General features: G+C 65.2%; 21 protein-coding genes. 8 read left to right on the top strand and 13 right to left on the bottom strand.

The genetic code is table 11. From position 1 onward, the window contains the following. Positions 1 to 31: 31 nt before the first annotated feature. From IC608_RS00265 to uraH, 12 genes are all read right to left on the bottom strand, one after another. Entirely contained in the window at positions 32 to 520 is a 489-nt protein-coding gene (locus IC608_RS00265) for an SH3 domain-containing protein (protein WP_191772036.1), read from the bottom strand. A gap of 140 nt (positions 521 to 660) precedes the next feature. Continuing rightward, entirely contained in the window at positions 661 to 2,829 is a 2,169-nt protein-coding gene (locus tag IC608_RS00260) for a malate synthase G (protein ID WP_191772035.1), read from the bottom strand. Positions 2,830 to 2,883: 54 nt separating this feature from the next. Then, positions 2,884 to 4,185 carry a guanine deaminase gene (guaD, locus tag IC608_RS00255; protein ID WP_191772034.1) on the bottom strand — a complete coding sequence of 434 codons (1,302 nt, stop codon included), beginning with the start codon at positions 4,183 to 4,185 and terminating at the stop codon, positions 2,884 to 2,886. Continuing rightward, the gene (locus IC608_RS00250; RefSeq protein ID WP_191772033.1) at positions 4,182 to 5,408 is read right to left on the bottom strand and encodes a urate hydroxylase PuuD; all 1,227 of its coding nucleotides are present in this window, start codon (positions 5,406 to 5,408) and stop codon (positions 4,182 to 4,184) included. Before IC608_RS00250 ends, guaD begins: the two co-directional genes overlap by 4 nt. 180 nt (positions 5,409 to 5,588) lie before the next feature. Next, positions 5,589 to 6,674 carry a BMP family ABC transporter substrate-binding protein gene (locus IC608_RS00245; RefSeq protein WP_191772032.1) on the bottom strand — a complete coding sequence of 362 codons (1,086 nt, stop codon included), beginning with the start codon at positions 6,672 to 6,674 and terminating at the stop codon, positions 5,589 to 5,591. Between the two features lie 59 nt (positions 6,675 to 6,733). Further along, positions 6,734 to 7,657, bottom strand: coding sequence for an ABC transporter permease (locus IC608_RS00240; protein ID WP_191772031.1), 924 nt, complete (start codon positions 7,655 to 7,657; stop codon positions 6,734 to 6,736). Then, positions 7,657 to 8,739, bottom strand: coding sequence for an ABC transporter permease (locus tag IC608_RS00235; RefSeq protein ID WP_191772030.1), 1,083 nt, complete (start codon positions 8,737 to 8,739; stop codon positions 7,657 to 7,659). Before IC608_RS00235 ends, IC608_RS00240 begins: the two co-directional genes overlap by 1 nt. Further along, on the bottom strand, positions 8,723 to 10,255 hold the full coding sequence (locus tag IC608_RS00230) for an ABC transporter ATP-binding protein (RefSeq protein ID WP_191772029.1): 1,533 nt from the start codon (positions 10,253 to 10,255) through the stop codon (positions 8,723 to 8,725). Before IC608_RS00230 ends, IC608_RS00235 begins: the two co-directional genes overlap by 17 nt. A 1-nt stretch (position 10,256) precedes the next feature. Beyond that, on the bottom strand, positions 10,257 to 11,114 hold the full coding sequence (gene xdhC / locus IC608_RS00225; RefSeq protein WP_191772028.1) for a xanthine dehydrogenase accessory protein XdhC: 858 nt from the start codon (positions 11,112 to 11,114) through the stop codon (positions 10,257 to 10,259). 136 nt (positions 11,115 to 11,250) lie between these two features. Further along, positions 11,251 to 13,578 (bottom strand): xanthine dehydrogenase molybdopterin binding subunit, encoded by a 2,328-nt coding sequence (gene xdhB / locus IC608_RS00220; RefSeq protein WP_191772027.1) that lies wholly within the window; start codon positions 13,576 to 13,578, stop codon positions 11,251 to 11,253. After that, positions 13,578 to 15,044 (bottom strand): xanthine dehydrogenase small subunit, encoded by a 1,467-nt coding sequence (xdhA, locus tag IC608_RS00215; RefSeq protein WP_191772026.1) that lies wholly within the window; start codon positions 15,042 to 15,044, stop codon positions 13,578 to 13,580. The genes xdhB and xdhA overlap by 1 nt, the downstream gene beginning before the upstream one ends. Before the next feature lie 3 nt (positions 15,045 to 15,047). Then, the gene (uraH, locus tag IC608_RS00210) at positions 15,048 to 15,401 is read right to left on the bottom strand and encodes a hydroxyisourate hydrolase (RefSeq protein WP_191772025.1); all 354 of its coding nucleotides are present in this window, start codon (positions 15,399 to 15,401) and stop codon (positions 15,048 to 15,050) included. Between the two features lie 195 nt (positions 15,402 to 15,596). Between uraH and puuE the strand changes: the two genes are divergently transcribed. Further along, entirely contained in the window at positions 15,597 to 17,015 is a 1,419-nt protein-coding gene (gene puuE, locus IC608_RS00205; protein ID WP_191772024.1) for an allantoinase PuuE, read from the top strand. On the opposite strand, the gene IC608_RS00200 is transcribed toward puuE, so the two are convergent. Then, positions 17,016 to 17,498: an SRPBCC family protein gene (locus tag IC608_RS00200; protein WP_191773708.1), complete on the bottom strand. Its 483-nt coding sequence runs from the start codon at positions 17,496 to 17,498 to the stop codon at positions 17,016 to 17,018. An 82-nt stretch (positions 17,499 to 17,580) separates the two neighbouring features. Between IC608_RS00200 and IC608_RS00195 the strand changes: the two genes are divergently transcribed. The 7 genes from IC608_RS00195 to IC608_RS00165 all read left to right on the top strand — a co-directional run bounded on the left by IC608_RS00195 (position 17,581) and on the right by IC608_RS00165 (position 23,102). Next, positions 17,581 to 17,904: an ArsR/SmtB family transcription factor gene (locus IC608_RS00195; RefSeq protein WP_191772023.1), complete on the top strand. Its 324-nt coding sequence runs from the start codon at positions 17,581 to 17,583 to the stop codon at positions 17,902 to 17,904. Between the two features lie 64 nt (positions 17,905 to 17,968). Further along, entirely contained in the window at positions 17,969 to 18,787 is an 819-nt protein-coding gene (locus IC608_RS00190; RefSeq protein WP_191772022.1) for a bifunctional allantoicase/(S)-ureidoglycine aminohydrolase, read from the top strand. Next, positions 18,787 to 19,281, top strand: a complete 495-nt coding sequence (locus IC608_RS00185; protein ID WP_191772021.1) for an ureidoglycolate lyase — start codon at positions 18,787 to 18,789, stop codon at positions 19,279 to 19,281. The genes IC608_RS00190 and IC608_RS00185 overlap by 1 nt, the downstream gene beginning before the upstream one ends. 83 nt (positions 19,282 to 19,364) lie before the next feature. After that, on the top strand, positions 19,365 to 20,138 hold the full coding sequence (locus IC608_RS00180) for an META domain-containing protein (RefSeq protein WP_191772020.1): 774 nt from the start codon (positions 19,365 to 19,367) through the stop codon (positions 20,136 to 20,138). After that, positions 20,139 to 20,762: a cytidine/deoxycytidylate deaminase family protein gene (locus IC608_RS00175; RefSeq protein ID WP_191772019.1), complete on the top strand. Its 624-nt coding sequence runs from the start codon at positions 20,139 to 20,141 to the stop codon at positions 20,760 to 20,762. A 95-nt stretch (positions 20,763 to 20,857) separates the two neighbouring features. Further along, a complete protein-coding gene (gene otsB / locus IC608_RS00170; protein WP_191772018.1) occupies positions 20,858 to 21,637 on the top strand; it encodes a trehalose-phosphatase in 780 nt (259 codons plus the stop codon). 46 nt (positions 21,638 to 21,683) lie between these two features. Beyond that, on the top strand, positions 21,684 to 23,102 hold the full coding sequence (locus IC608_RS00165) for an alpha,alpha-trehalose-phosphate synthase (UDP-forming) (protein ID WP_191772017.1): 1,419 nt from the start codon (positions 21,684 to 21,686) through the stop codon (positions 23,100 to 23,102). Positions 23,103 to 23,147 lie beyond the last annotated feature (45 nt).

The following is a 23,147-nucleotide window of genomic DNA, read 5'->3' as shown; positions in this document are numbered from 1 at the left end:
CGAAAGGCCCGCCGAAGCGGGCCTTTGAGACTCAGTTACCGAACTGGAAGGTGTAACTGCCGCTGGTGCTGCGATCGGAGTAGCGCCGCCCGTCGCGGTCGCGATGCCAGTCGTTGCGGTCATCCCGGCGCCAATCGTGATCGCGGCGATGGTTACGATCCCAGTCTCGGTCATGACGGGGGCGCGGCGAATGAACGGCGGGCGGATTGCCGAAGTTGAAGGAAAAGCTGATGGCCGGCTTGGACGAATGCCGCTGCCCGCGGATGGCCTGCAGGTAATTGCCCGAAACCCAGCCATCGGCGCCGCGATGCTCGACGTAGCACCAGCCGCTGCGGCAGCCGACGACGTCCACCCGTTCATGGCGCTGCAAGGTGTCGACGCGCTGGTATTGCGTCGAGGGGCCGGTGCGCACGTTGACGCTGCCGGTTGCAATCGCGGGAGCGGCCATCGCCGCGCCAGCCATGCCGAGCACGAGGGCGCCGCCCAGAACGGACGACATGATCTTGTGATGAATTCGCATAGCGCGTCTCCTGTTGGTTTGGGTCCTCTGACCCTTGACCAACAGAATGCACGGTGCGGCATGAACTCAGCCTGAACCGCGCGTTCACCCCCGCTCCCGGCGCTCCGGGAGCAGACGCGAGGGCCAGGGCTGCGCCTGACCTACGCCCGCGCCCTCTCTCGCGCCTTCACCTTGCGCCGTGCGGCATGCAGCAGCGGCTCGGTGTAGCCACTGGGCTGGTCGACGCCGTGCAGAGCCAGGTCGAGCGCCGCCTGGAACGCGACGGACTGGTAGTTATCGGCCATGGGCCGGTAGAGCGGGTCGCCCGCATTCTGCGCATCGACGACGGCCGCCATGCGCTCGAATACCGCCGTCACCTCATCGCGGCTAACGAGGCCGTGGCGCAGCCAGTTGGCGACGGCCTGGGAGGAAATACGGCAGGTGGCGCGGTCTTCCATGAGGCCGACATTGTTGATGTCGGGCACCTTGGAGCAGCCGACGCCCTGCTGCACCCAGCGCACCACATAGCCCAGAACGCCCTGTGCGTTGTTCTCGAGTTCGCGCGTGATCTCTTCGCGGGTGAGCGCATAGGGCGCCAGCACCGGCATGGAGAACAGCGCGTCGAGCCCCGGCAGTTCCTGGTTGTGCCGGCGCTTTTGCGCTTCGAACACGTCGACCTGGTGGTAATGCAGCGCGTGCAACGTCGCGGCGGTAGGGGACGGCACCCAAGCCGTGTTGGCGCCGGCATTGGGGTGGCCGATCTTGGCCGCCATCATCGCCGCCATGTTGTCGGGCTGCGCCCACATGCCCTTGCCGATCTGCGCCCGGCCGGAGAAGCCACAGGCGAGACCGATCAGCACATTGCGATCTTCGTAGGAAGCGATCCAGCGCTCGGACTTGATCTGGTCCTTGCGCAGCACGGCGCCGGCCTCCATGGAGGTGTGGATTTCGTCGCCCGTGCGGTCGAGGAAGCCGGTATTGATGAAAAAAACCCGGGCGCGCGCCTCGTAGATCGCCGCCTTGAGGTTGGCCGAGGTGCGGCGTTCCTCGTCCATGATGCCGATCTTGATGGTGTTGGGCGAAAGGCCAAGCATCTTCTCGACCGAAGAGAAGATGGCGCAGGCGAAGGCGACCTCCTCCGGGCCGTGCATCTTTGGCTTGACCACATAGATCGAGCCGGTGCGCGAGTTGCCGCCCTTGTCGTGCATGGCGCAAAGCGCGGTGACGGCCGCATCCATCAGCCCCTCGCCGATCGGCTTGCCGTCGAGCAGCACGGCGTCGGTGGTCATCAGGTGCCCGACATTGCGCACCAGCAGCAGCGAGCGGCCCTTGAGGCTTGCCTCCTGTCCCTCGAGGTCCTTGTAGACGCGGTCCGGGTTGAGCCGGCGGGTGACGGTCTTGCCGCCCTTCTCGAACGTGTCCTCGAGCCTGCCCTGCATCAAGCCGAGCCAGTTTTCGTAGACGCCGACCTTGTCCTCGGCATCGACGGCGGCGACAGAGTCTTCGCAGTCCTGGATGGTCGTCAGCGCCGCTTCGACCACCACGTCGCTGAGGCCAGCCTTGTGGCTCGCGCCGATGGGGCTTTTGGGATCGATGACGAGGATGACGTGGAGGCCGTGGTGGACGAGGACGATCTCGCCCGTCTCCTCGGTGCCGCCGTAACCGGCGAAGGCTGCAGGGTCACGCAGGCCTGTGCGGCCCGAGGGCAGATCGACCGCGAGGTGTCGCGTGCCGCCGTCCTTGACCACGTGGTAGCCGGTTGCGTCGGCATGACTGCCCCCGGCGAGCGGAAAGGCCTCGTCGAGGAACTGGGCCGCACGGGCCACCACCGCGGCACCGCGCGCCGCGTTGTAGCCCTGTGCCGGGGCCAGCTCACCCTCGCGGGCGATGGCGTCGGTACCATAAAGGGCGTCGTAGAGGCTGCCCCACCGGGCGTTCGCCGCGTTGAGCGCGTAGCGGGCGTTGGAAACCGGCACCACCAGCTGCGGGCCGCAGATGCTGGAGATTTCCGGGTCGAGATTCTGCGTTTCGATGGTGAAGTCGGCCGGCTCCGGCACAAGATAGCCGATTTCGGCGAGGAACCGCCGGTAGCCTTCGGCGTCGGCATCGACCGGCCCGTGCTGGCGGTGCCAGTCGTCGATCTGCCCCTGCAAGTCGTCGCGCCGCTCGAGCAGCCGCGCATTGGTCGGCGCATGGGTGCGCACCAAGTCGGCGAACCCGCTCCAGAACTGGTCCGCGCTGACCGGCAGCCCCGGCAGGGCGCGCTGTTCTATGAACGCGACCAGCAACGGATGCACGGAAAGGCCGGACTTGGTCTGGTAGTCACTCATGCCGCACTCCTTGGACAAACGGGCAGCGACACGATTAGGCCATTGTTGGATGCGTCACAACCCGCCCAAAGTGGACTTCGCCCTTGCACCAGCCACATAGACTTCAGCAATGGCGCGGTCATCGCCTATTGTCTGGAGCAGAAACAATTCTTCGGCGAGACTGTTGATCGTCCCGAGCCGCATGCGCATGGTCGGCGTCGCGCCGGCGTCGAGCACCACGAGGTCCGCCGTGCGGCCGGGCGCGACCGAGCCGATGGTTTCCCCCAGTCCCAGCGCCTCCGCATTGCCCAAGGTCGCAATGTGGAACGACGCGAAGGGATTGAGCCGCTGCCCGCGCAGTTGCAGCACCTTGTAGCCCTCGTCGAGCGTGCGCAGCATCGAGACGCTGGTGCCACCGCCAATGTCGGTGGCGATGCCGACGCGCACGCCATGCGTCATCAACCTCTCGCGATCGAACAGGCCCGAGCCCAGGAACAGGTTCGACGTGGGGCAGAAGACGGCGACCGCACCGGTTTCCGCCAGCACGCCGGTTTCGCGATGGTTGAGATGGATGCAGTGCCCCAAGAGCGTCCTGCGGCCAAGAAGGCCGTAGTGTTCGTAGATGCCGGTATAGTCTGGGGCGTCCGGGTAGAGCTCCATCGAATAGGTGATCTCGGCGTCGTTTTCGCTCAGATGCGTCTGCACGTAGCACTCGGGATGCTCGGCCACGAGCGCCTGCGCCGCTGCCATCTGTGCGGGGGTCGAGGTGATGGCGAAACGCGGCGAGATGGCGTAGAGCCCCCTGCCCCGCCCATGCCAGCGCGCGATCAGCGCCTTGGTGTCGTCATAGCCCGATTGCGCGGTGTCGCAGAGCCCGTCGGGGGCATTGCGATCCATCATCACCTTACCGCCGATCATCAGCATGTTGCGCCGCCGCGCCTCGGCAAAGAACGCATCCACCGAGCGCGGATGGCTCGAGCAATAGGCCACCGCCGTGGTGGTGCCGTGCCGGATCAGCGCATCGTAGAAATCGACGGCGACGGCATCGGCGTGGCCCTGTCGGGCAAACTTCTGCTCTTCGATGAAGGTGTAGGTGTTGAGCCATTCGAGCAGCGAACCGGCATAGGCCGCCATTATCTGCGACTGCACGTAGTGCAGATGCAGGTCGATGAAGCCGGCCATGATGAGGTGCGGCCGGTGGTCGATGACCAGTGCGTCCGTCGTGTCGGCTGTGGCAAAGTCCGCCACGGAAACGATGACGCCATCGGCAATGACGACGGCCGCGTCCTCGAGATAGTCGTAGGCCCCGGCGTCATCGATGGCCTGCGGCGCACGATGGAAGCTCAGGACGCGGCCGCGCAGGATGGTGCGGCTCATGAGCCGGAGCCTTCACGGAACCACTGGACCAGCGTTGCGCGCTCCGCATCCGTCATCTCGGTGACGTTGCCCGGGGGCATGGCGTGGCTGTACCCGGCCTGGATGGCGACCTCGTGCGCGCGGTTGGCGATGGCGACGTCGCGGTCGAGGATGACGTTCTTAGGCGCTTCATAAATGCTCTCCCACACCGGCTCGGGCGTATGGCACATGGCGCAGCGGGACTGCACGATCTGGCTGGCGGCCGCAAAATGCTCAGTTTGCATGAAGCGTTCGGCCGAGGCACTGGGCAGAATCTCCGTATCCGCGTTGGGCAGCTTCGGTCCGCTCGAGAGCCAGGCGATGACGATGAACAGCACGATGGCCACCGCCCAGGTCCAGTGCGGATTGCCCTTCCGGGCGTGGCGCGTGTTGAAATAGTGCCGGATGACGACGCCGATGAGGAAGACCAGCGAGGCGATGATCCAGTTCCACTGCGTGGCGAAGGCCAGCGGGTAATGGCTCGAGAGCATGAAGAAGATGACGGGAAGCGTGAGGTAGTTGTTGTGCAGCGAGCGCTGCTTGGCGATCTTGCCGTACTTGGCGTCCGGCACCCGCCCGGCCTTGAGATCGGCCACCACGATCTTCTGGTTGGGGATGATGATCATGGCCACGTTCGCTGCCATGATCGTCGCGGTGAAGGCGCCCATGTGCAGCAGGGCCGCGCGGCCGGTGAAAAGGTGCACATAGCCCCAGCTCATGGCGACGAGGATGACGAACAGCACCAGCATCAGGCCGATGGTGGACTGCCCGATGGGCGATTTGCAGAGGCTGTCGTAGAGCACCCAGCCCAGCACGATGGAGCCGGCCGAGAGCCCAATGGCGGCCCAGGAGGGGATGTCGAGCACGCTGCGGTCGACCAGGAACAGGTCCGCGCCGACATAGTAGAGCAGCACCAGCAGCATGGCGCCAGAGAACCAGGTCCAGTAGCTCTCCCACTTGAACCAGGTCAGGTGCTCGGGGAGGAATTCGGGCGCCACCAGATATTTCTGGATGTGGTAGAAGCCGCCCCCATGCACCTGCCACTCCTCGCCATACGCCAAGGGCGGCAGGCTCGGCGTCTTGCGCAGGCCCAGGTCGAGCGCGATGAAATAGAACGACGAGCCGATCCACGCGATGGCCGTGATCACGTGCAGCCAGCGCACGGCGAACATCAGCCATTCGTAGAAGATTATGGTGTCGGGCATCTTCGTCCTCGTTTTGAAGACCCCTCACCCTAACCCTCTCCCCAGAGGGGCGAGGGGATCGGCGCGGCGGGTGGGGCAGGAAAGTGCCTCAAACGCGGTGCGGCTCCCTCGCCCCTCTGGGGAGAGGGCTGGGGTGAGGGGTATGGTGGGAGGGCGGCCAGTGACCGCCCTCCCATTCGATCAAGCCGGTTGTTCGACGCCTTCGACGTACCAGTCCATGCTCAGCAGTTCGGCATCGGTCATGGTCTGGCCGGCGGGAACGCGTTCGGTGCCGGTGTTGTCCTTGATCGGGCCGGTAAAGATGTGGAACGAGCCGTCGATCTGGCCAGTGCGCACCGCTTCCGCCGCGGCCTTGACCTCTTCGGTGACCTTGGGGCCATAGGGGCCGATCTGCACCACGTCTTCCTTGAGGCCTTCCCAGGTATCGCCGGGGACCCAGGTGCCGTCGATCACGGCCTTGGCCGAATTGACGTAGTGCGGGCCCCAGTGATCGATGATCGAGGTCAATTGGGCATCGGGAGCGAAGGCGCTCATGTCGGCGCCTTGGCCGAAGCCACCCACCGCGCCACGCTCCTCGACAACCTGCAAGGCAGCCGGTCCGTCGGTGTGCTGGGCGATGATGTCGATGCCCTGGTCGATCATGGCCCGCGCGGCATCGGCTTCCTTCGGGGGATCGTTCCAGGTCGAGATGTAGACCGGCTTGATGGTGAAGTCAGGGTTCACCTTGCGCGCGGCGAGCACGAAGGAATTGATGCCCATGACCACTTCGGGGATCGGGAAGGAGCCGATATAGCCCGCCTTGCCGGTCTTGGAGAGGTGGCCGGCGATGGTGCCGCACACGGCGCGACCTTCATAGAAGCGCGCATTGTAAAGGCCCACATTATCGGCCTTCATGTAGCCCGTGGCGTGCTCGAACTTCACGTCGGGGAACTGCTGGGCGACCTTGATGACCGAGTCGCCGAAGCCGAAGCTGGTGGCAAAGATCAGCTTGTTGCCCTGCTGGGCCAGCTCGCGCAGCACGCGTTCGCAGTCCGGGCCTTCCGGCACGTTCTCGACATAGGTGGTTTCCACCGCGTCGCCGAGCTGCTCCTCGAGGTAGAGCCGGCCCTGATTGTGCGCGTAGTTGTAGCCATTGTCGTTGATGGTGCCGACATAGATGAAGCCGACCTTGAGCGGCTCGCCCTGCGCGAAGGCACGGGAGCCAAGAAGCGGCAGGGCAGACGCGGCTGCGCCGATCTTGAGCAGGTTACGCCTTGTAAGAGTCATCGTGTTTCTCCTGAATGACGATTTTTCGTTGTTGCCTGAAGCGATCATTTGGCGCCGCCTCAATTGCTGGGCATGAACGGCTTGCCGAGGCAGGCCGGTGCATTGGTCGAGCCGTCGCGGCGCAAGGAAATCAGCACCAAGACGGCGATGGTGGCAAGATAGGGCAAAGCGGCCCAGAGCTCGGACGGAATGGCCGAAAGCGGCCCGCTGCCGGCCTTGGCGTAGAGCTCCATGGTCATCACGAGGCCGAAGAGATAGGCACCCGCCAGGAGGCGGAACGGCCGCCAGGACGCAAAAACCACCAGCGCCACGGCGATCCAGCCGCGGCCGGCCGTCATGCGCTCGGCCCATTGCGGCGTCAGCAGCAGCGGAAAGCAGGCTCCGGCAATGCCCGCCATGGCCCCACCGAAGGCCACCGCCGCATAGCGGACGCCGACCACGGAATAGCCGATGGAATGGGCGGAAAGGTCGTTCTCTCCGACCGCCCGCAGGATCAATCCGCTGCGGGTCTTCTTGAGGAAGTACCAGAGCACGAACACCATGATCAGCGAAAAATAGACCGGCGCGGCATAGCCGAAGATGACGCGCCAGATCGGGTGCGTCGCCAGTTCCGGCGGAAAGAGCGGCGCCATCAGCTGCACGGGGCGGGCCGAGAACGGCGCGCCCGCCAGGGCCGAGAGGCCGGTGCCGAAAATGGTGAGCGCCAGGCCGGTGGCGGTCTGGTTGGTGGAAAGGCTCAGCGTCAAAACGCCGAAGATCAGGGAGACGGCAACACCGGCAGCGGCGCCGCACACCAGCGCGAAATAGGGATTGCCCGTGTAGAACTGGGCCGCAAAGCCGGCGATGGCACCGACCAGCATCATGCCCTCGACGCCCAAATTGAGGACGCCGGCCTTTTCAACCACCAGTTCGCCGAGGGCGGCGATGAGGATCGGCGAGGCCGCCCCGACCAGCGTCACGAAGATGGGGATGAGGAGGTCCATCAGGCGGCACTCCGGCTCGGCTGCACCGCCGTGCGGCGGATGCGATAGCGGACCAGCAGATCGCCCGCGAGCAGGAAGAACAGCATCATCGACTGGAAGATGCCGGTCGCCGCATTGGGCAGGCCGATGGTCGTTTGCGCCACCTCGCCGCCCACGAAGGTGATGGCCAGGACGATACCGGCAAAGATGACGCCCAGCGGATTGAGCCGGCCGAGGAAGGCCACGATGATGGCGGTGAAGCCGTAATTGGCGGGAAAGCCCGGCACCATGCGCTGGAAGGGGCCGGCCACTTCCAGCACACCGGCAAGGCCCGCAAGACCGCCCGAGACCAGCAACGCCAGCCAGATGGTCTTGTTTTCGGAGAACCCGCCATAGCGCGCGGCGTGCGGCGCCGTGCCCACAACCCGCATCTGATAGCCGAAGACCGAGCGCGACATGATGAACCAGGCGACCAGCGCGACGATGATGGCAATCGGCACGCCCAGATGCACGATGGTGCCCGGAATTATGGTGGGCAGGCGCGCGCTTTCGGCAAACAGCCGCGTCTGCGGAAAGCCCATGCCCATCGGATCCTTCCAGGGGGCGCGGATGAGATAGTAGATCAGCTGCACCGACGCATAGGTCAGCATCAGCGAGGTCAGGATTTCGTTGACGTTGAGCCGCGTCTTGAGAAAGGCCGGAATGGCCGCATAGAGCATGCCGCCGACCACCCCAGCCAGGATCATCAGGGGCAGGATCCACGGGCCGCTCATCGAATAGGTGGCCAGCGCCACCCAGGTGCCGGCGAGGCCCCCAACGATGTATTGCCCCTCGGCGCCGATGTTCCACACATTGGCCCGGTAGGCGATGGAGAGCCCAACGCCGATGATGATGAGCGGGGCAGCCTTCACGCCCAAATCCTGCCATTTGTAGGAGTTGGTGAGGGGCGTGAAGAAGATTTCCCGCACCGCGCCCAGGCCATTGTAGCCGATGGCGGAAAAGATGATGGCGCCCACGATCATGGTCAGCAGAACCGCGGCCGCCGGCGTGAGGTAAAGCATGGTGCGGCTGGGTTCGGGACGTTTCTCAAGCCGGAACGGCATGCTGGGCCTCCTTCTCGCCATGCACCCCGCCCATCAGCAAGCCAATTTCGTCCACGCTGAAAGCCTTGACCGGCCGCGCTGCACTGAGCTGGCCCATGTTGATGACGGCCAGCGTGTCGCTGAGCGCAAGAAGCTCGTCGAGGTCCTGGCTGATCACGACGATGGCCGAACCCGCCGCGGCGAGGTCTACCAGAGCCTGGTGGATGGCCGCCGCTGCTCCCGCGTCGACGCCCCAGGTGGGCTGGCTGACCACCAGCACGCTCGGCTTTTGCAGGATCTCGCGGCCCATGATGTATTTCTGCAGGTTTCCGCCCGACAGCGACCCGGCGGTCGAGGCCGGCCCCAGCGCCTTGACCGCGAAGTCGGCAATCACCTTGCCGGTATAGGTCCTTGCGGCGCCCGAATTGATCAGGCCCATCATCACCATGCCCAGCCGGTCGCGCGCCGTGAGTACGGAATTGTCGGAGAGGCTGAAGTCGCCCACGGCGGCGTGGCCGTTGCGCTCTTCAGGCACGGCACAGAGCCCGTGCCGGCGCCGCTCGGTGGTGTCCATCGAGCCGATGCCGACCCCGTCTATGGTGATCGCCTCGCGATCATGCCCCTTGATCTCGCCCGAAAGCGCGTCGAGCAGGGCGTTTTGCCCATTGCCCGCGACCCCCGCGATGCCCAGGATTTCGCCGGCGCGCACGGTGAAGGTGACGTTGTGCACGGGAACATCGAAGTGGCCGGTCCGGGAGGTCGAAAGGCGGTTGACCACCAGCCGCGGATCGCCGAACGCGCGCCCATCGGGCTTGACGATGTCCTTAAGGCCAGTGCCGATCATTTTTTCTGCCATGGACCGGCTGGTTTCCTGCCGCGGATCGCAGGTGTCGACCAGCTTGCCGCCGCGCAGGATCGTCGCCGTATCGCACAGGGCTTTGATTTCGTGCAGCTTGTGCGAGATGTAGAGGATGGAGCAGCCTTCTGCCGCGAGCTGCCGCAGGACCGTGAACAACTGCTCCACTTCCTGCGGGGTCAGGACCGAAGTCGGCTCGTCCATGATCAGCAGCTTGGGGTTGAGCAGCAGGGCGCGAACGATTTCGATGCGTTGCCGCTCGCCGACGGAGAGCGTCGCGACGGTGCGATGCGGATCGAGCAGCAGCCCATAGGTCTGCATCACTTCGCGGATCCGCGCCTCGAGCTCCCGCGAGGGGATTTTTGCGTCCATGCCCAGCGCGATATTTTCGAATACGGTCAGCGCTTCGAACAGCGAAAAGTGCTGGAAAACCATGCCGATACCGAGGCGGCGCGCGGCCTTGGGGTTGGCGATCGTTGCCGGCTGGCCGTTCCAGCGGATTTCGCCGGCATCGGGCTGCATGATGCCGTAGATCATCTTGACCAGGGTAGACTTGCCGGCGCCGTTTTCGCCCAGAAGCGCGTGGATTTCGCCCGGCTTTACCGCAAAGGAGACGTTATCGTTGGCGAGAACGCCCGGAAACTGCTTGGTAATGCCGCTCAACTCGAGCCGATTGGGCATATTATTGTCCACTCACCACCCCATTCTTCGCGGGGGCGGCCATAGGCCCGACAGATGCTTCCCGTTTCCCAATGTGGACCATAATTTCCGCCGCCGCCAGTGCTGCAATGACTGCGGGGCGTTTATCCCCAATCCCCTGCGCCCCGATGGGCAGGACAAGCCGGTCGAGCAGGCGCGCCTCGCCGCCCTGCTCGCGGTACCAGCTCGAGAATTTCGCGCGCTTGGTCTTCGAGCCGACCATGCCGACATAGGCCGCGTCGGGACGCGCCAGGGCTTCGGCGGCGATCAGGAAATCGAGCGCATGGTCGTGGGTGAGGATGACAAAGGCGCTGCCCGGCGGCGCCGCACGCACCACGGCCTCCGGCATGGCGACGCGGCGGGCGGTGATGTCCGCCGGCAGCAGGTCGAGCTCATCCTGCCTTGTGTCGATCACCTCGAGCCGGACCGGCAGCAGGTGCAGGATCTGCGCCAGAACCCGGCCGACGTGACCCGCGCCGAAGACAAAGACGCTGGGACGGGATTCGTCGTCGGCGGCGGCCCTCTCGAGGAGGGACTTGCGCACGCTCGCGTCGGCAAAGCGGAGGTCGACCCTGACCCGCCCGCCGCAGCACTGGCCGATTTCGGGGCCCAGCGGCACGTCCATCGCCTCCTCGGCCCGACCCTCGGCGATCAGCCGGCGCGCATGTTCGATCACCATGTATTCGAGCGCGCCGCCGCCAATGGTGCCGAAAAGGGCGTCGGGGGCGACCAGCATGAAGGTTCCCTGTTCGCGGGGAGAAGAGCCGCGGACCGAGGTCAACTCGCACGCAATGGCGTCGGGGTTGGCTTCGAGGAAAGCGGTGAGGTCGGCGGCGCTCAAGCGAAGCTCCCCCACCCTTGGTCCCTCCCCACAAGGGGGAGGGAGACGATGGAACCGAGGTGCCAGAGCTTTGCGCCTCCCTCCCCCTTGTGGGGAGGGACCGAGGGTGGGGGTAGGGGAGCCACGATGCCCAGTCTCACCCCCGCGCCTCCTTCATCCGCTCGACGCCCATCAGCACGCGTTCCGGTGTCACGGGCGTGTCGAGCTGGGGGGCCACGCGGTACTCGGCGACGCTTGCGACCGCCATGCCCAGCGCTTCGACCACGCTGATGGCCAGCATGAAGGGCGGCTCACCGACGGCCTTGGAGCGGCCGATGGTCGGCTCCGGATTGACCGACCACTCGGCAATTTGCACGTTGAAGACCGGCGGGACGTCGCTGGCGAGCGGGATCTTGTAGGTCGAGGGCGCATGCGTGCGCAGCTGCCCCTTGGCGTCCCACACCAGCTCCTCGGTGGTCAGCCAGCCCATGCCCTGGACGAAGCCGCCCTCGATCTGGCCTTGGTCGATGGCGGGATTGAGCGACTTGCCGACGTCGTGGAGGATGTCGACGCGATCGACGGTGTATTCGCCGGTCAGGGTGTCGATGGTGACTTCGCTGACGGATGCGCCATAGGCGAAGTAGTAGAACGGGTGGCCCTTGCCGGTTGCCCGATCCCAGTGGATTTTCGGCGTCTTGTAGAAGCCGGCGGCGGACAGCTGGATCCGGTTGAGGTAGGCGGAGGCGACCAGTTCGGCAAAGGCGACGAACTCGCGGCCCACCTGCAGCCCGCCCTGCACCCAATGGCAATCGGCCTCGTCGGACTGGTAGAGCTGCGCCGCATGCGCGATGAGGCGGGACTTGATCTGTTCGCAGGCGTCCCAGGCGGCCATGCCGTTGAGATCGGAGCCCGACGACGCCGCCGTGGCCGAGGTGTTGGGCACCTTGCCTGTCGAGGTGGGCATGATCTTGACCGTGTCGAGGTTGACCCCGAACGCGTCCGCCACCACCTGCGCCACCTTGATATTGAGGCCCTGCCCCATCTCGGTGCCACCGTGATTGAGATGGATCGAGCCGTCCTTGTAGACATGCACCAGGGCTCCGGCCTGGTTGTACCAGGTGGCGGTGAAGGAGATGCCGAACTTGACCGGCGTCAGCGAGATGCCCTTCTTGAGCACCCGGCTCGTGCGGTTGAAGGCGATGATCGCGTCCCGACGAGCCTGATAGTCGGAGGAGGCTTCAAGCTCATCGACGATCCGGTGGACGATGTTGTCGCCCACGGTCTGGTGATAGGGCGTGACGTTGTTCTCGTGCACGCCGTAGAAATTGGCCTTGCGGATATCGAGCGGGTCCTTGCCCAGCGCATAGGCGATGTCTTCGATCCAGCGCTCGCAGGCCATGATTCCCTGCGGCCCGCCAAAGCCGCGGAAGGCGGTGTTGGAGACGGTGTTGGTGTAGAGCGGCTCGGACCGCGCCCGCACGGCCGGGTACCAATAGGCGTTGTCGCAATGGAACAGCGCCCGGTCCGTCACCGGGCCGGTGAGATCGGACGAGAAGCCGCCGCGGGCGCCATAGACGGCGTCGACGGCGAGGATTTTTCCGGTTTCGTCGTAGCCGACATCGTAATCCACCACGAAATCGTGGCGCTTGCCGGTAGCCTGCATGTCGTCGTCGCGATCAGGGCGGATCTTGCAGGCGCGGTTCCACTTCTTGGCGGCAATGGCCGCCACGGCCGCGAAGAGGTTGCCCTGCGTTTCCTTGCCGCCGAAGCCGCCGCCCATGCGCCGCAGCGTGATGGTCACGGCGTTGTGCCGGATGCCCAGCACCTGGGCCACCATCAGCTGCACTTCGCTCGGGTGCTGGGTGGACGCATAGACGGTGACGTCCTCGTCCTCCCCAGGCACCGCATAGGCGATCTGCCCTTCGAGATAGAAGTGGTCCTGTCCGCCAATGGTGATGGCGCCTTTGGCGCGCCTTGGGGCGGAGGCGAGACCGGCTGCCACATCACCGCGCTCAAGCTTGAGCGGCTCGGTGACGAGCTTGCCGCCAGCCTGCTGGGCGGCGCGAACGTCCGGCAGCCAGTCGAGATCGCGATACTCGATCTTTGCCAGCTGCGCTGCCCGGCGCGCCGCGTCGCGCGTTTCGGCGACCACAGCAAAGATCGGCTGGCCCCAGAACTGCACCCGGCCCTCGGCAAAGATCGGTTCGTCGTGCTTGTGGCTGGGCGAGACGTCGTTTTCGCCCGGAATGTCGTCGGCGGTCAGCACGCCGATGACGCCGGGGGCGCCGCGGACGGCCGAGAAATCCATCGCCAGGATTTCGGCGTGAGCGCGCGTGGAGAGACCGAGATAGGCGTGCATCGTCCCGGCCGGTTCGGCCATGTCGTCGATATATTCGGCCGTGCCCGTGACGTGCTTGGGGCCGCTATCGTGCCGGGTCCTGGTGTGGAGGACGGCGAGGTTGATCGGGTCTACGCGCTTGTTCATCACGCCACCTCCCGCTTGACCTGGACCTGCTCGCCCTGGCTTTCGAGGAAGAATCGCTTGAGCAGGTTCTGCGCGGCAAGCAGGCGATAGTCGGCCGAGGCGCGCATGTCGGTGATGGGCTGATAATCCTCGGCAAAGGCCGGCAACGCCGCCTCAACGGTGTCCATGGTCCAGGGCTTGCCGACCAGCGCCGCCTCGACGGCCTTGGCGCGCTTTGGCGTGGCCGCCATGCCGCCGAAGGCGATGCGCGCCATGCCCACCGTGCCGGCGTCGTTGACGAACAGCCGGAACGCGCCGCAGAGCGCCGAAATGTCCTCCTCGCGGCGTTTGGAGATTTTGTAGGTGGCAAAAAGTTCGCCTTGCGGCAGCAGCGGCACGGTGACGCTTTCAACGAACTCGCCCGGCTGCCGGTCCTGCTTGCCATAGGCGAGGAAATAGTCCTCGAGCTTGATCTCTCGGCGATGCTCGCCGCGCCGCAGGCTCAGCTTTGCGCCGAGCGCAATGAAGGGTGGGGGCGTGTCGCCGATGGGCGAGCCATTGGCGATATTGCCGCCCAGTGTGCCCATATTGCGGATCTGCTCGCCGGCGAAGCGGTTCCAGAGCGGCGCCAGCTCGGGGAAGCTGTTCTCGATGATTGGCAGCGCCTCGGAATAGGAGACGCCGGCATAGAACCGCACCTCGCTGGCGTTCTCGGCAATGCGGCGCAATTCCTGCAGATGGCCGATGAAGATGACCGGCCCGATGCGCCGCATGAACTTGGTGACCCAGAGCCCGACATCGGTGGAACCGGCGACGATGCGCGCCTCGGGATACTGCTCATAAAGCGCCGCGAAATCGTCGAGGCTTGCGGGGATGAAGATCTTGCGCTCACCCTCACCGATCTCGACGCGCTTGCCGTCGTTGAGGCGCAGCAGCGTTTCGCGCACGGCGATGCGCTCGGCCCAGAGCGGGTCGCCCTGCGGCTGGCCATAGGTGGAGATGGCCTGCCCGGCGCGGATGATGGGGGCGTAGCCGGTGCAGCGGCAGAGATTGCCCTGCAGGGCCTTCTCGATCGCCCGCCGGCTTGGCTGCGGGTCGCGCATCCACAGCCCATAAAGGCTCATCACGAAGCCGGGCGTGCAAAAGCCGCACTGCGAGCCGTGATGGTCGACCATGGCCTGCTGCACCGGATGCAGATTGCCATTCTCGCCGCGCAGATGCTCGATGGTGACGACGTGCGTGCCATGCAGGCTCCCCACGAAGCGGATGCAGGCGGTGACGGCATCGTAGATGATTTCGTCGCTCATCACTCGGCCCACGAGGACGGTGCAGGCCCCGCAATCGCCCTCGGCGCAGCCTTCCTTGGAGCCGCGCAAGCGCCGGTCGAGCCGGAGCCAGTCGAGCAGCGTCAGGTCGGGCGCGACGTCAGTGAGGGTGATCTCTTCGCCGTTGAGGAGAAAGCGGATGGCGTTTGCGACCTCGACCATGCCTCAGCTCCCCCGATAGGTCGAATAGCTGAAGGGGCTGACGAGCAGCGGCACGTGGTAATGCGTGTCCTCGGAAATGGTGAACCGGATCGGCACGACATCGAGAAACGGCGTTTCGATCTCGACGCCGATGCGCTCGAAATATTGCCCGACATGAAAGCGGATTTCGAACTCGCCCTGCTGGAACTGCTCGCCTTCAAGCAGAGGCTGGTCAACCCGGCCATCGGCATTGGTGTAGCTGTCGGCAATGTGGTGGGTGTGATCGCCATGCACGTAGTGCAGTTCGAGGCGCATGCCGCGCGCCGGCTTGCCCTGCGTGGTATCGAGGACGTGGGTGGTAAGGCGTCCGCCCGCCATGGCTGCTCCTGGTCGCGTCTCGCGGCTCGCAATGGGCCGCTGCACAAGCACGTTCGTGTTTCACTTGAACTGCGAGACTAGCGCAACGCCCGTGCGGCGCAATGCCCATTTTTTACCATCTGGTCCACTTTTGTGCGACTTGTGCGCAGCGCCGGGGCAGCTAAGCTCTGCCCGAACTTTGACCGAGACAGACCGATGAACCGCTACCCCCGCGACATGCACGGCTATGGTGCCAACCCGCCTCACGCCAACTGGCCTGGCGGAGCCAAGGTCGCGGTGCAGTTCGTGCTCAACTACGAAGAGGGCGGTGAGAACTCCATCCTGCATGGCGACGCCGCTTCCGAGGCGTTCCTGGTCGACGTGCTGGGGGCCGCGCCCTGGCCCGGTCAGCGGCACGCCAATGTAGAGTCCATGTATGAATATGGCGCCCGTGCCGGCTTCTGGCGCCTCCACCGGCTGTTTACCGAGGCCGGGCTGCCGGTGACCATTTACGGCGTCGCCACCGCGTTGATGCGCGCCCCGGCGCAGCTCGCGGCCATGCAGGACGCAGGCTGGGAAATCGCCAGCCATGGCCTCAAATGGGTGCAGCACAAGGACATGCCGCCCGAGGAGGAGCGCGCGCAGATCGCCGAGGCGGTACGCCTCCACACCATCGCCACCGGCAGCCGTCCCCTCGGCTGGTACACCGGCCGCTCCAGCCTCAACACGGTGGAACTGGTCGCCCAACACGGCGGCTTTGCCTATATTTCGGACACCTACGACGACGACCTGCCCTATTGGAAGGTGATCGCCGGCACGCCGCAGCTCATCATCCCCTATACGCTCAGCGCCAACGACATGCGTTTCGTCACGGCCCCGGGCTTCGACAATGGGGAGGAATATTTCACCTTCCTGCGCGACAGTTTTGACTGTCTCTACGCCGAAGGCGAAGCGGGCAGCCCCAAGATGATGTCGATCGGCCTCCACTGTCGCCTGGTGGGGCAGCCGGGACGGTTTCAGGGGCTCAAGAAGTTCATCGACTACATCAAGCGCTTCGAGCAGGTCTGGGTGCCGACTCGCCTCGATATCGCCCGGCACTGGGCCGAGCACCATCCTTATGTGGCGCCTGAAGTTGTTCCCAGCCAGCTTGAGAAAGCCGCGTTTATCGAGCGCTACGGCTCGATCTTCGAGCACTCGCCCTGGATCGCCGGGCGCGCGTGGGAGAGCGAGCTGGGGCCGGCCAACGACACCGCTATCGGCCTCCATTTCGCGCTGCGCAGTCAGTTCCGCATGGCCAGTGACGAGGAGCGCCTGGGCGTGCTGCGCGCCCACCCGGACCTTGCCGGGAAGCTGGCGGCGGCGCGGCGCCTGACCGCCGAATCCACCGCCGAACAGGCTTCGGCCGGTCTCGACGCGCTGACCGATGCCGAGCGCGACGACTTCACCCGCCTCAACACCGCCTATGTCGACAAATTCGGCTTCCCTTTCATCATCGCCGTCAGGGACCACACCAAGGCGACGATCCTGGAAGCCTTCCGGCGGCGGCTCGACAATTCCCCTGCCGAGGAATTCGCCACCGCATGCGCCCAGGTGGAGCGCATCGCGCTCCTGCGGCTCAAGGCGGTGCTGCCCTAGCTATTTGTAGAAGCCCTCGCGCAGATTGATGCCGTGCTCGAGATAGACCTTCATGGCGCACAGCATGCCGGTCCAGCCCTCGCAATTGCCGTAGGATGACTTGAGCCCGCCCGGCGTCCTGCGCCAGCCGCTTTCGGAGATCGTCACCAGCGTTCGGCCATCTTCCGTGGGGGCAAATTCCATCGTGACAGTCGTCTTGTAGCCCACGGGCTGTGGCGTTTCGCCGGTCGTGCTGGGCTCGGTCGCCTCGCTGGCGTCCCAGCGCAGGACGATCCGCCGATCCTGTTCCACCTCGACGACTTCGACGGGAAAGGCACCAGGAAAATCGTGGAAATCCCACGTCACGGTTGCGCCGGTCTCGAGCCGGCCCTTGGCGCCGCCGGTGGTGAAGTAACCCGAGAGCTTCTCCGGATTGGCCACGGCCTCGAACACCTCGTGGACGGGCTTGTTGATGCGCCCGGACACCCGGAACGCCAGTTGCAAGTCAGAGTCCTTGGAAACCACTGCACGCATCGGTGCCTCCTCTCGTCTTGACGCTCCCATCGATATGTTATAAATCTATAACATGTCAACCGACGACGCAGACGATCTCATTTTCAAGGCGCTGAGCCACCGGTTTCGCCGGCAGGTTCTCGATTGCCTGAAGGCGGGGCCCTTGACCACCGGCATGATCTGCAGCCGGTTTCCTGAGCTTGACCGCTGCACCGTGATGCAACACCTGGGCGTTCTGGAAGAGGCGGGGCTGGTGGTTGCCGAGCGTCGCGGCCGGGAGCGTTGGAACCATCTCGACGCGCTGCCCATCCACGCCATCCACGAGCGTTGGATCGGCCCCTACGCGGTCTATGCCGCGGCCATGCTGAGCCGTCTCAAGCAGGAGGTGGACGCGTAAGCGTCTTGCTCCGGCGCGTGGCTTGGGCATAGTGCTCCGAGCCCTGTTTCGAGAACGCCCGCCCATGGTTTCCAGCTACGCCTCGCCTGCCGCCGGCCTGCCGTCCCAGATGGCGCTCCACACCGGCCGCGCCACCTTCAACGAGGCCTATGCCTTTCTGCCGCGCGGCGTCATGCGCGACATCGTAACCTCCTCCCTGCCCCATTGGCGGCAGACGCGCCTCTGGGTCATTGCCCGGCCGATGTCCGGCTTTTCGGAGACGTTCTCGCAATACATCGTGGAAGTGGAACCGGGGGGCGGCAGTGAACGGCCCGAAACCAACCCCGAAGCGGAAGGCGTGCTGTTCGTCGTGGCGGGCGAGATGACGCTGACGCTGGAGGGCAACACCCACCATCTGAGCGAGGGCGGCTATGCCTTTCTGCCGCCCGGCTCTCGCTGGAGCCTCGTCAACAAATCCACCGCCCCGGTCCGCTTCCACTGGATACGCAAGCGCTACGAAACGGTCGAAGGCATCGCGACGCCGGAGGCCTTCGTCACCAACGAGCGCGAGGTGCCCATCCGCTGGATGCCGGACACAAGAGAGACCTGGGGCACCACCCGCTTCGTCGAACCGGACGATGTGCGGCACGACATGCACGTCAATATCGTGACGCTCCAGCCGGGCGCGGTCATTCCCTTCGAGGAAACCCACGTCATGGAGCATGGCCTCTACGTGCTCGAAGGCAAGGCCGTCTACCGGCTCAATCGCGACTGGGTCGAGGTCGAGCCGGGCGATTTCATGTGGCTGCGCGCCTTCTGCCCGCAGGCCTGCTATGCCGGGCCGGAGCGGTTCCGCTACCTGCTCTACAAGGACGTCAACCGCCACATGAAGCTGCCCTTCTGATGCTCCCGCCGCGCATCCTCATCGAGCCCCTGACGCGCGAGGCCTTCGCGCCCTTCGGCCAGGTCATCGAGACGGAAGGGGCCCATCATTATCCCATCAACGCGGGAATGACGGAGCGCTTCCATGACCTGGCAAAGATAGAGGTGGAGGGCGAAACGGCCCGGCCGCTGATCTCGATCTTCCGCGGACAGCCCTATGCCCTGCCCTATTCGCTTGCGCTCGTGGAGCGCCATCCGCTGGGGAGCCAGGCCTTCTTTCCGCTGGGCGAGCCCGAGTGGCTGGTGATTGTCGCCGAGGAGGACGCCGGCCAGCCGGTGCGGTTTCGCGCCTTCGCGCCCAGCGCCGGCCAGGGCGTCAACATTGCCCGCAATACCTGGCACGGGGTGCTCACGGTTCTGGGCACAGCAGCCGACTTTCTCGTCGTCGATCGCGGCGGCGAGGGGAACAATCTCGAGGAGTTTCACCTCGATCCTCCAATCCGGGTGGACCGCTGAGCGCCGCGTAACCACAATAAGAGGCGGGTCTCGCAACTGTTCTGCTGCTGCACTATTTTGAAAGGAGCGGAACGGAGACGCCCATGGTCATCGCCAGACTTGTAGCTGCCCTTGCCGCCCTGTGGCTAATGACGGTGCCGGCCCTCGCCGACCCCCAGACCATCACCGGCAACGTGATCTATCGCGAACGCATGGCGCTGCCGGCCGGCGCCACCTTGCATGTCGGGCTGGTGACCCTGCCCGGCAATACGCCCGTCGTCGGCGCGGGTGCCGTGCTGGAGACGCGGTCCACCCCACCGCTGGGGTTCGTGCTCAACGTTCGCGGTAGCCTTGATCAATCGCTGCAGTACGGCCTCATTGCGGAGATCACCTCCGGCGGGGTTCCACTGTTCCGCAATGTCACGGCTGTTCCGGTCGACCTCGAAACCAGTGAGCCGGCAGCGATCCTCGTTCAGCGCGTCGGTGCACCGGCTCCCTCGGTTCCGCCGGCTCCCAAAGGCGAACCGCTCGCCGACCCCACTATCCTCGATACGCAATGGCAGGTGACCAGCATAGGGGGGCGCCCTGTGATTGAAGGCAAGGCGCCAACGCTGCAGATCGCACCGGATCTGCGCGCCGGCGGGACCGGCGGCTGCAACAGCTATTTCGCCCAGGCCAGTGTGGAAGACGACAAACTCACCTTCGGCCCGGCCGCAGCCACGCGCATGGCCTGCGACGAGGCGACGATGGCACAGGAAACGGCGTTCTTCGACGCTCTTGCCGCGGTGACGAGTTTCGAGACGGGCGATCACGTCCTGCGCCTGCTCGACCCAGCGGGGGTGCCGCTGATCGGCTTTGTCGACTCCGGGAACAACTGAGTGGAGACGGCGGACCTCATCACGCGCCTCCTGGACGTCATCGAACAGGAGATTGCGCCGCTGACCCGGCTCGGGGTCAAGCGGGGCAACAAGCTGTTCGGCGCCGCCATCTTGCGCAAGAGCGACCTGTCGGTGGTCATCGCCGAGACGAACAACGAGGTGGAAAGCCCGCTCTGGCACGGCGAGATGCATGCCATTAAGCGGTTCTTCGAGTTGCCCGCACGGACGCGACCCGCCCCGGCCGAGTGCCTCTTTCTTGCAACCCACGAGCCGTGCTCGCTTTGCCTCTCCGGGATCACCTGGTCCGGTTTCGACAATTTCTACTATCTCTTCAGCCACGAAGAGAGCCGCGACAGCTTCGCCATTCCCTATGACATCCAGATCCTGCGGGCGGTTTATGCCGTGCCCGATCCGGACCGCGATACGCCACTGCCGGGCCGGCCGCTCTACAATCGGAACAACGCCTTTTTCACCGCCCACGGCATTCAGCAGATGATTGCCGGGCTCGATCGCAGCCACCGCGAAGAGCTTCTCGCGCGCATCGACGACATTTCCGCCCTCTACGGCGATCTGTCGGATGCCTACCAGCGCGGCAAGGGTGGCAAGGGCATTCCGCTCGCCTGAGTTTCGCGTTTTGCACAGCTACATGCCTGCCATGCAGAACTTTTTGGGCTGCCTCGCGTTGCGACAATAACCATTCCTGTCGCTGAGGAAGCGTCATGTCCAACCCCCTTGCCCCGTCAACCGGCACTCCACCCCGGATTGCCGTCTTCACCGATTTCGACGGCACGCTGGTCGAGATCGCGGAAACGCCCGATGGTGTCGACGTCCCGGCCGAACTGACCGAACAACTCGACCGGGCCATCCACGAGTTCGAGCACGCCTTCGCCGTGATCACCGGGCGCGAAATCGCCGATATCGACAGCTTCCTCTCCCCGCTGCGCCTGCCCGTGGCAGGCGCCCACGGTGCCCAGCGCCGGCGCGCCGACGGCTCCATGGAGCCGCTGGACGAGGCGCTGATCAGACAGGCCCGCGACATTGCCCAGGAGATGGCGCCGCTGCTCGAGACCCACCCCGACCTGATCCTCGAGGAGAAGGAGGGGGCCGTGGCGCTGCATTTCCGCCAGGCACCCGATCTGGAGGACACCTGCCGCACGTCCATGGAAGTGGCCGTTGCCGCGCGATCCGACTTCACCCTGGTTCCGGGCAAGATGGTGTTCGAGGCCCGCCCCAAGAGCTTCGACAAGGGGGCCGCCCTTCGCGCCTTCATGCAGGAAGAGCCGTTCGTTGGCCGCACGCCCATTTTCATCGGCGATGACACCACCGACGAAGACGGGTTCCTGGCCGCGCAGGAATTGGGCGGCATCGGCATCAAGCTCGGGGCCGGCGACACCATCGCCCGCATGCGGATCGCCGATGTGCGTTCGGTCTATGCGCTGCTGCGCGGCCTGGGGCAGATCGCCCAACGCGAAGACGAGACCGCCGCCGGCACCCACTGACGCCATTGCCGCCACCGATATCAACAAGGTCAAGGAGACAAACCCCATGAGCCGCATCGTCATCGTATCCAACCGCACGCCGGGCAAGGGACCCGCCGCAGGCGGACTGGCCGTGGCGTTGCGAAAAGTCCTGGCAGATCAGGAAGGCTTCTGGTTCGGCTGGTCGGGAAAGCTCACCGACGACCCATCGCCGGAAGCACGCATCGAGGACATTGACGGACTCAGCGTGGCGCAGATCGACCTCACGCGCGACGATCACCACGCCTATTATGCGGGGTTTTCCAACTCCATCCTCTGGCCCAGCTTTCACCTGCGTCTCGATCTCGCGACGATCGAGAGCCACTGGTACGAAGGCTATCGGCGCGTCAACGCGCAGTTCGCGCGGGCCCTGAAGCCGCTTCTGAAGCCGGATGACATCGTCTGGGTCCATGACTATCACCTCATCCCGCTGGCGACGGAACTGCGCAGCCTGGGCGCCCGCAACCGCATGGGGTTCTATCTCCACATCCCCTTCCCCACGGCCGATGCGCTCTACGCCATTCCGCACCATGCCGAATTGATGCGCGATCTGTCGCGCTACGATCTCGTCGGGATGCAGGCCAATCGCGACGTCGCCGCGTTCACCGAGTTCGCCGACCATCAGGCGCCATCCACCTTCGGGGCGACACAGGCGGCGGTGGACATCGACTTTTCCGGGACCGAAATCGCGGCCTTCCCCATCGGCTCCGATCCCGATGCGTTCGCCCGCCTCGCCGCCAGCCCCGCCGCGACCAAGATGATCCACCGCATGCGCCGGGTGCTGGCCGACCAGCGGCTGGTGCTTGGCGTGGACCGGCTTGATTATTCCAAGGGCCTGCCGCAGCGCGTGGAGGCCTACGAAAAGCTCCTGGCCAACAATCCCCGCCTGAGGCGCACCGTGCACATGCTGCAGGTGGCGCCGCCCTCGCGCGACAGCATCAAGGAATACCAGGAAATCGGAGACACGCTCGACGCCATGTGCGGGCGCGTCATGGGCCGCTTTGCCGAGCCGGACTGGCAACCACTGACCTATGTGAAGCGCGCCTATGGCCAGCCGAGCCTGGCCGGGCTGTATCGGCTGGCGAGGGTTGGGCTCGTGACCCCGCTGCGCGATGGCATGAACCTGGTGGCACATGAATTTGTGGGGTCCCAGGACCCGCAGGATCCGGGCGTACTCGTGCTGTCGCGTTTTGCCGGGGCCGCCGAGATTTTCCCCGAGGCGCTGCAGGTCAACCCGTTCGACACCGACGAAACGGCCGAGGCCCTGCGGATGGCGCTCGATATGCCGCTCGACGAGCGACGCGAGCGGTGGGGGGCCCTCATGGCGGCGGCGCGCAGGCACAATGTGGACGACTGGGCGTCCAGCTTCCTCCAGCGCCTCTCCCCTGGAATGGCCAGCCCCAAGACATCCAAACGGGATATCCTCTACCTCGCTTCGGTCGCCTGACCGGGCAAGAAAAAGGGCGGCTCACTGGCCGCCCTTTCTATTTGC

Origin of the sequence: Devosia oryzisoli, assembly GCF_014837245.1 — a bacterium.
Classification (GTDB): domain Bacteria; phylum Pseudomonadota; class Alphaproteobacteria; order Rhizobiales; family Devosiaceae; genus Devosia; species Devosia oryzisoli.
This window is presented reverse-complemented; position numbering and strand designations above follow the sequence as displayed.

Excerpts from the sequence above, each read along its gene's own strand:
- IC608_RS00265 (WP_191772036.1), bottom strand. The coding sequence starts at position 520 with ATGCGAATTCATCACAAGATCATGTCGTCCGTTCTGGGCGGCGCCCTC.
- IC608_RS00260 (WP_191772035.1), bottom strand. The coding sequence starts at position 2,829 with ATGAGTGACTACCAGACCAAGTCCGGCCTTTCCGTGCATCCGTTGCTG.
- guaD (WP_191772034.1), bottom strand. The coding sequence starts at position 4,185 with ATGAGCCGCACCATCCTGCGCGGCCGCGTCCTGAGCTTCCATCGTGCG.
- IC608_RS00250 (WP_191772033.1), bottom strand. The coding sequence starts at position 5,408 with ATGCCCGACACCATAATCTTCTACGAATGGCTGATGTTCGCCGTGCGC.
- IC608_RS00245 (WP_191772032.1), bottom strand. The coding sequence starts at position 6,674 with ATGACTCTTACAAGGCGTAACCTGCTCAAGATCGGCGCAGCCGCGTCT.
- IC608_RS00240 (WP_191772031.1), bottom strand. The coding sequence starts at position 7,657 with ATGGACCTCCTCATCCCCATCTTCGTGACGCTGGTCGGGGCGGCCTCG.
- IC608_RS00235 (WP_191772030.1), bottom strand. The coding sequence starts at position 8,739 with ATGCCGTTCCGGCTTGAGAAACGTCCCGAACCCAGCCGCACCATGCTT.
- IC608_RS00230 (WP_191772029.1), bottom strand. The coding sequence starts at position 10,255 with ATGCCCAATCGGCTCGAGTTGAGCGGCATTACCAAGCAGTTTCCGGGC.
- xdhB (WP_191772027.1), bottom strand. The coding sequence starts at position 13,578 with ATGAACAAGCGCGTAGACCCGATCAACCTCGCCGTCCTCCACACCAGG.
- xdhA (WP_191772026.1), bottom strand. The coding sequence starts at position 15,044 with ATGGTCGAGGTCGCAAACGCCATCCGCTTTCTCCTCAACGGCGAAGAG.
- uraH (WP_191772025.1), bottom strand. The coding sequence starts at position 15,401 with ATGGCGGGCGGACGCCTTACCACCCACGTCCTCGATACCACGCAGGGC.
- puuE (WP_191772024.1), top strand. The coding sequence starts at position 15,597 with ATGAACCGCTACCCCCGCGACATGCACGGCTATGGTGCCAACCCGCCT.
- IC608_RS00195 (WP_191772023.1), top strand. The coding sequence starts at position 17,581 with ATGTCAACCGACGACGCAGACGATCTCATTTTCAAGGCGCTGAGCCAC.
- IC608_RS00190 (WP_191772022.1), top strand. The coding sequence starts at position 17,969 with ATGGTTTCCAGCTACGCCTCGCCTGCCGCCGGCCTGCCGTCCCAGATG.
- IC608_RS00185 (WP_191772021.1), top strand. The coding sequence starts at position 18,787 with ATGCTCCCGCCGCGCATCCTCATCGAGCCCCTGACGCGCGAGGCCTTC.
- IC608_RS00180 (WP_191772020.1), top strand. The coding sequence starts at position 19,365 with ATGGTCATCGCCAGACTTGTAGCTGCCCTTGCCGCCCTGTGGCTAATG.
- otsB (WP_191772018.1), top strand. The coding sequence starts at position 20,858 with ATGTCCAACCCCCTTGCCCCGTCAACCGGCACTCCACCCCGGATTGCC.
- IC608_RS00165 (WP_191772017.1), top strand. The coding sequence starts at position 21,684 with ATGAGCCGCATCGTCATCGTATCCAACCGCACGCCGGGCAAGGGACCC.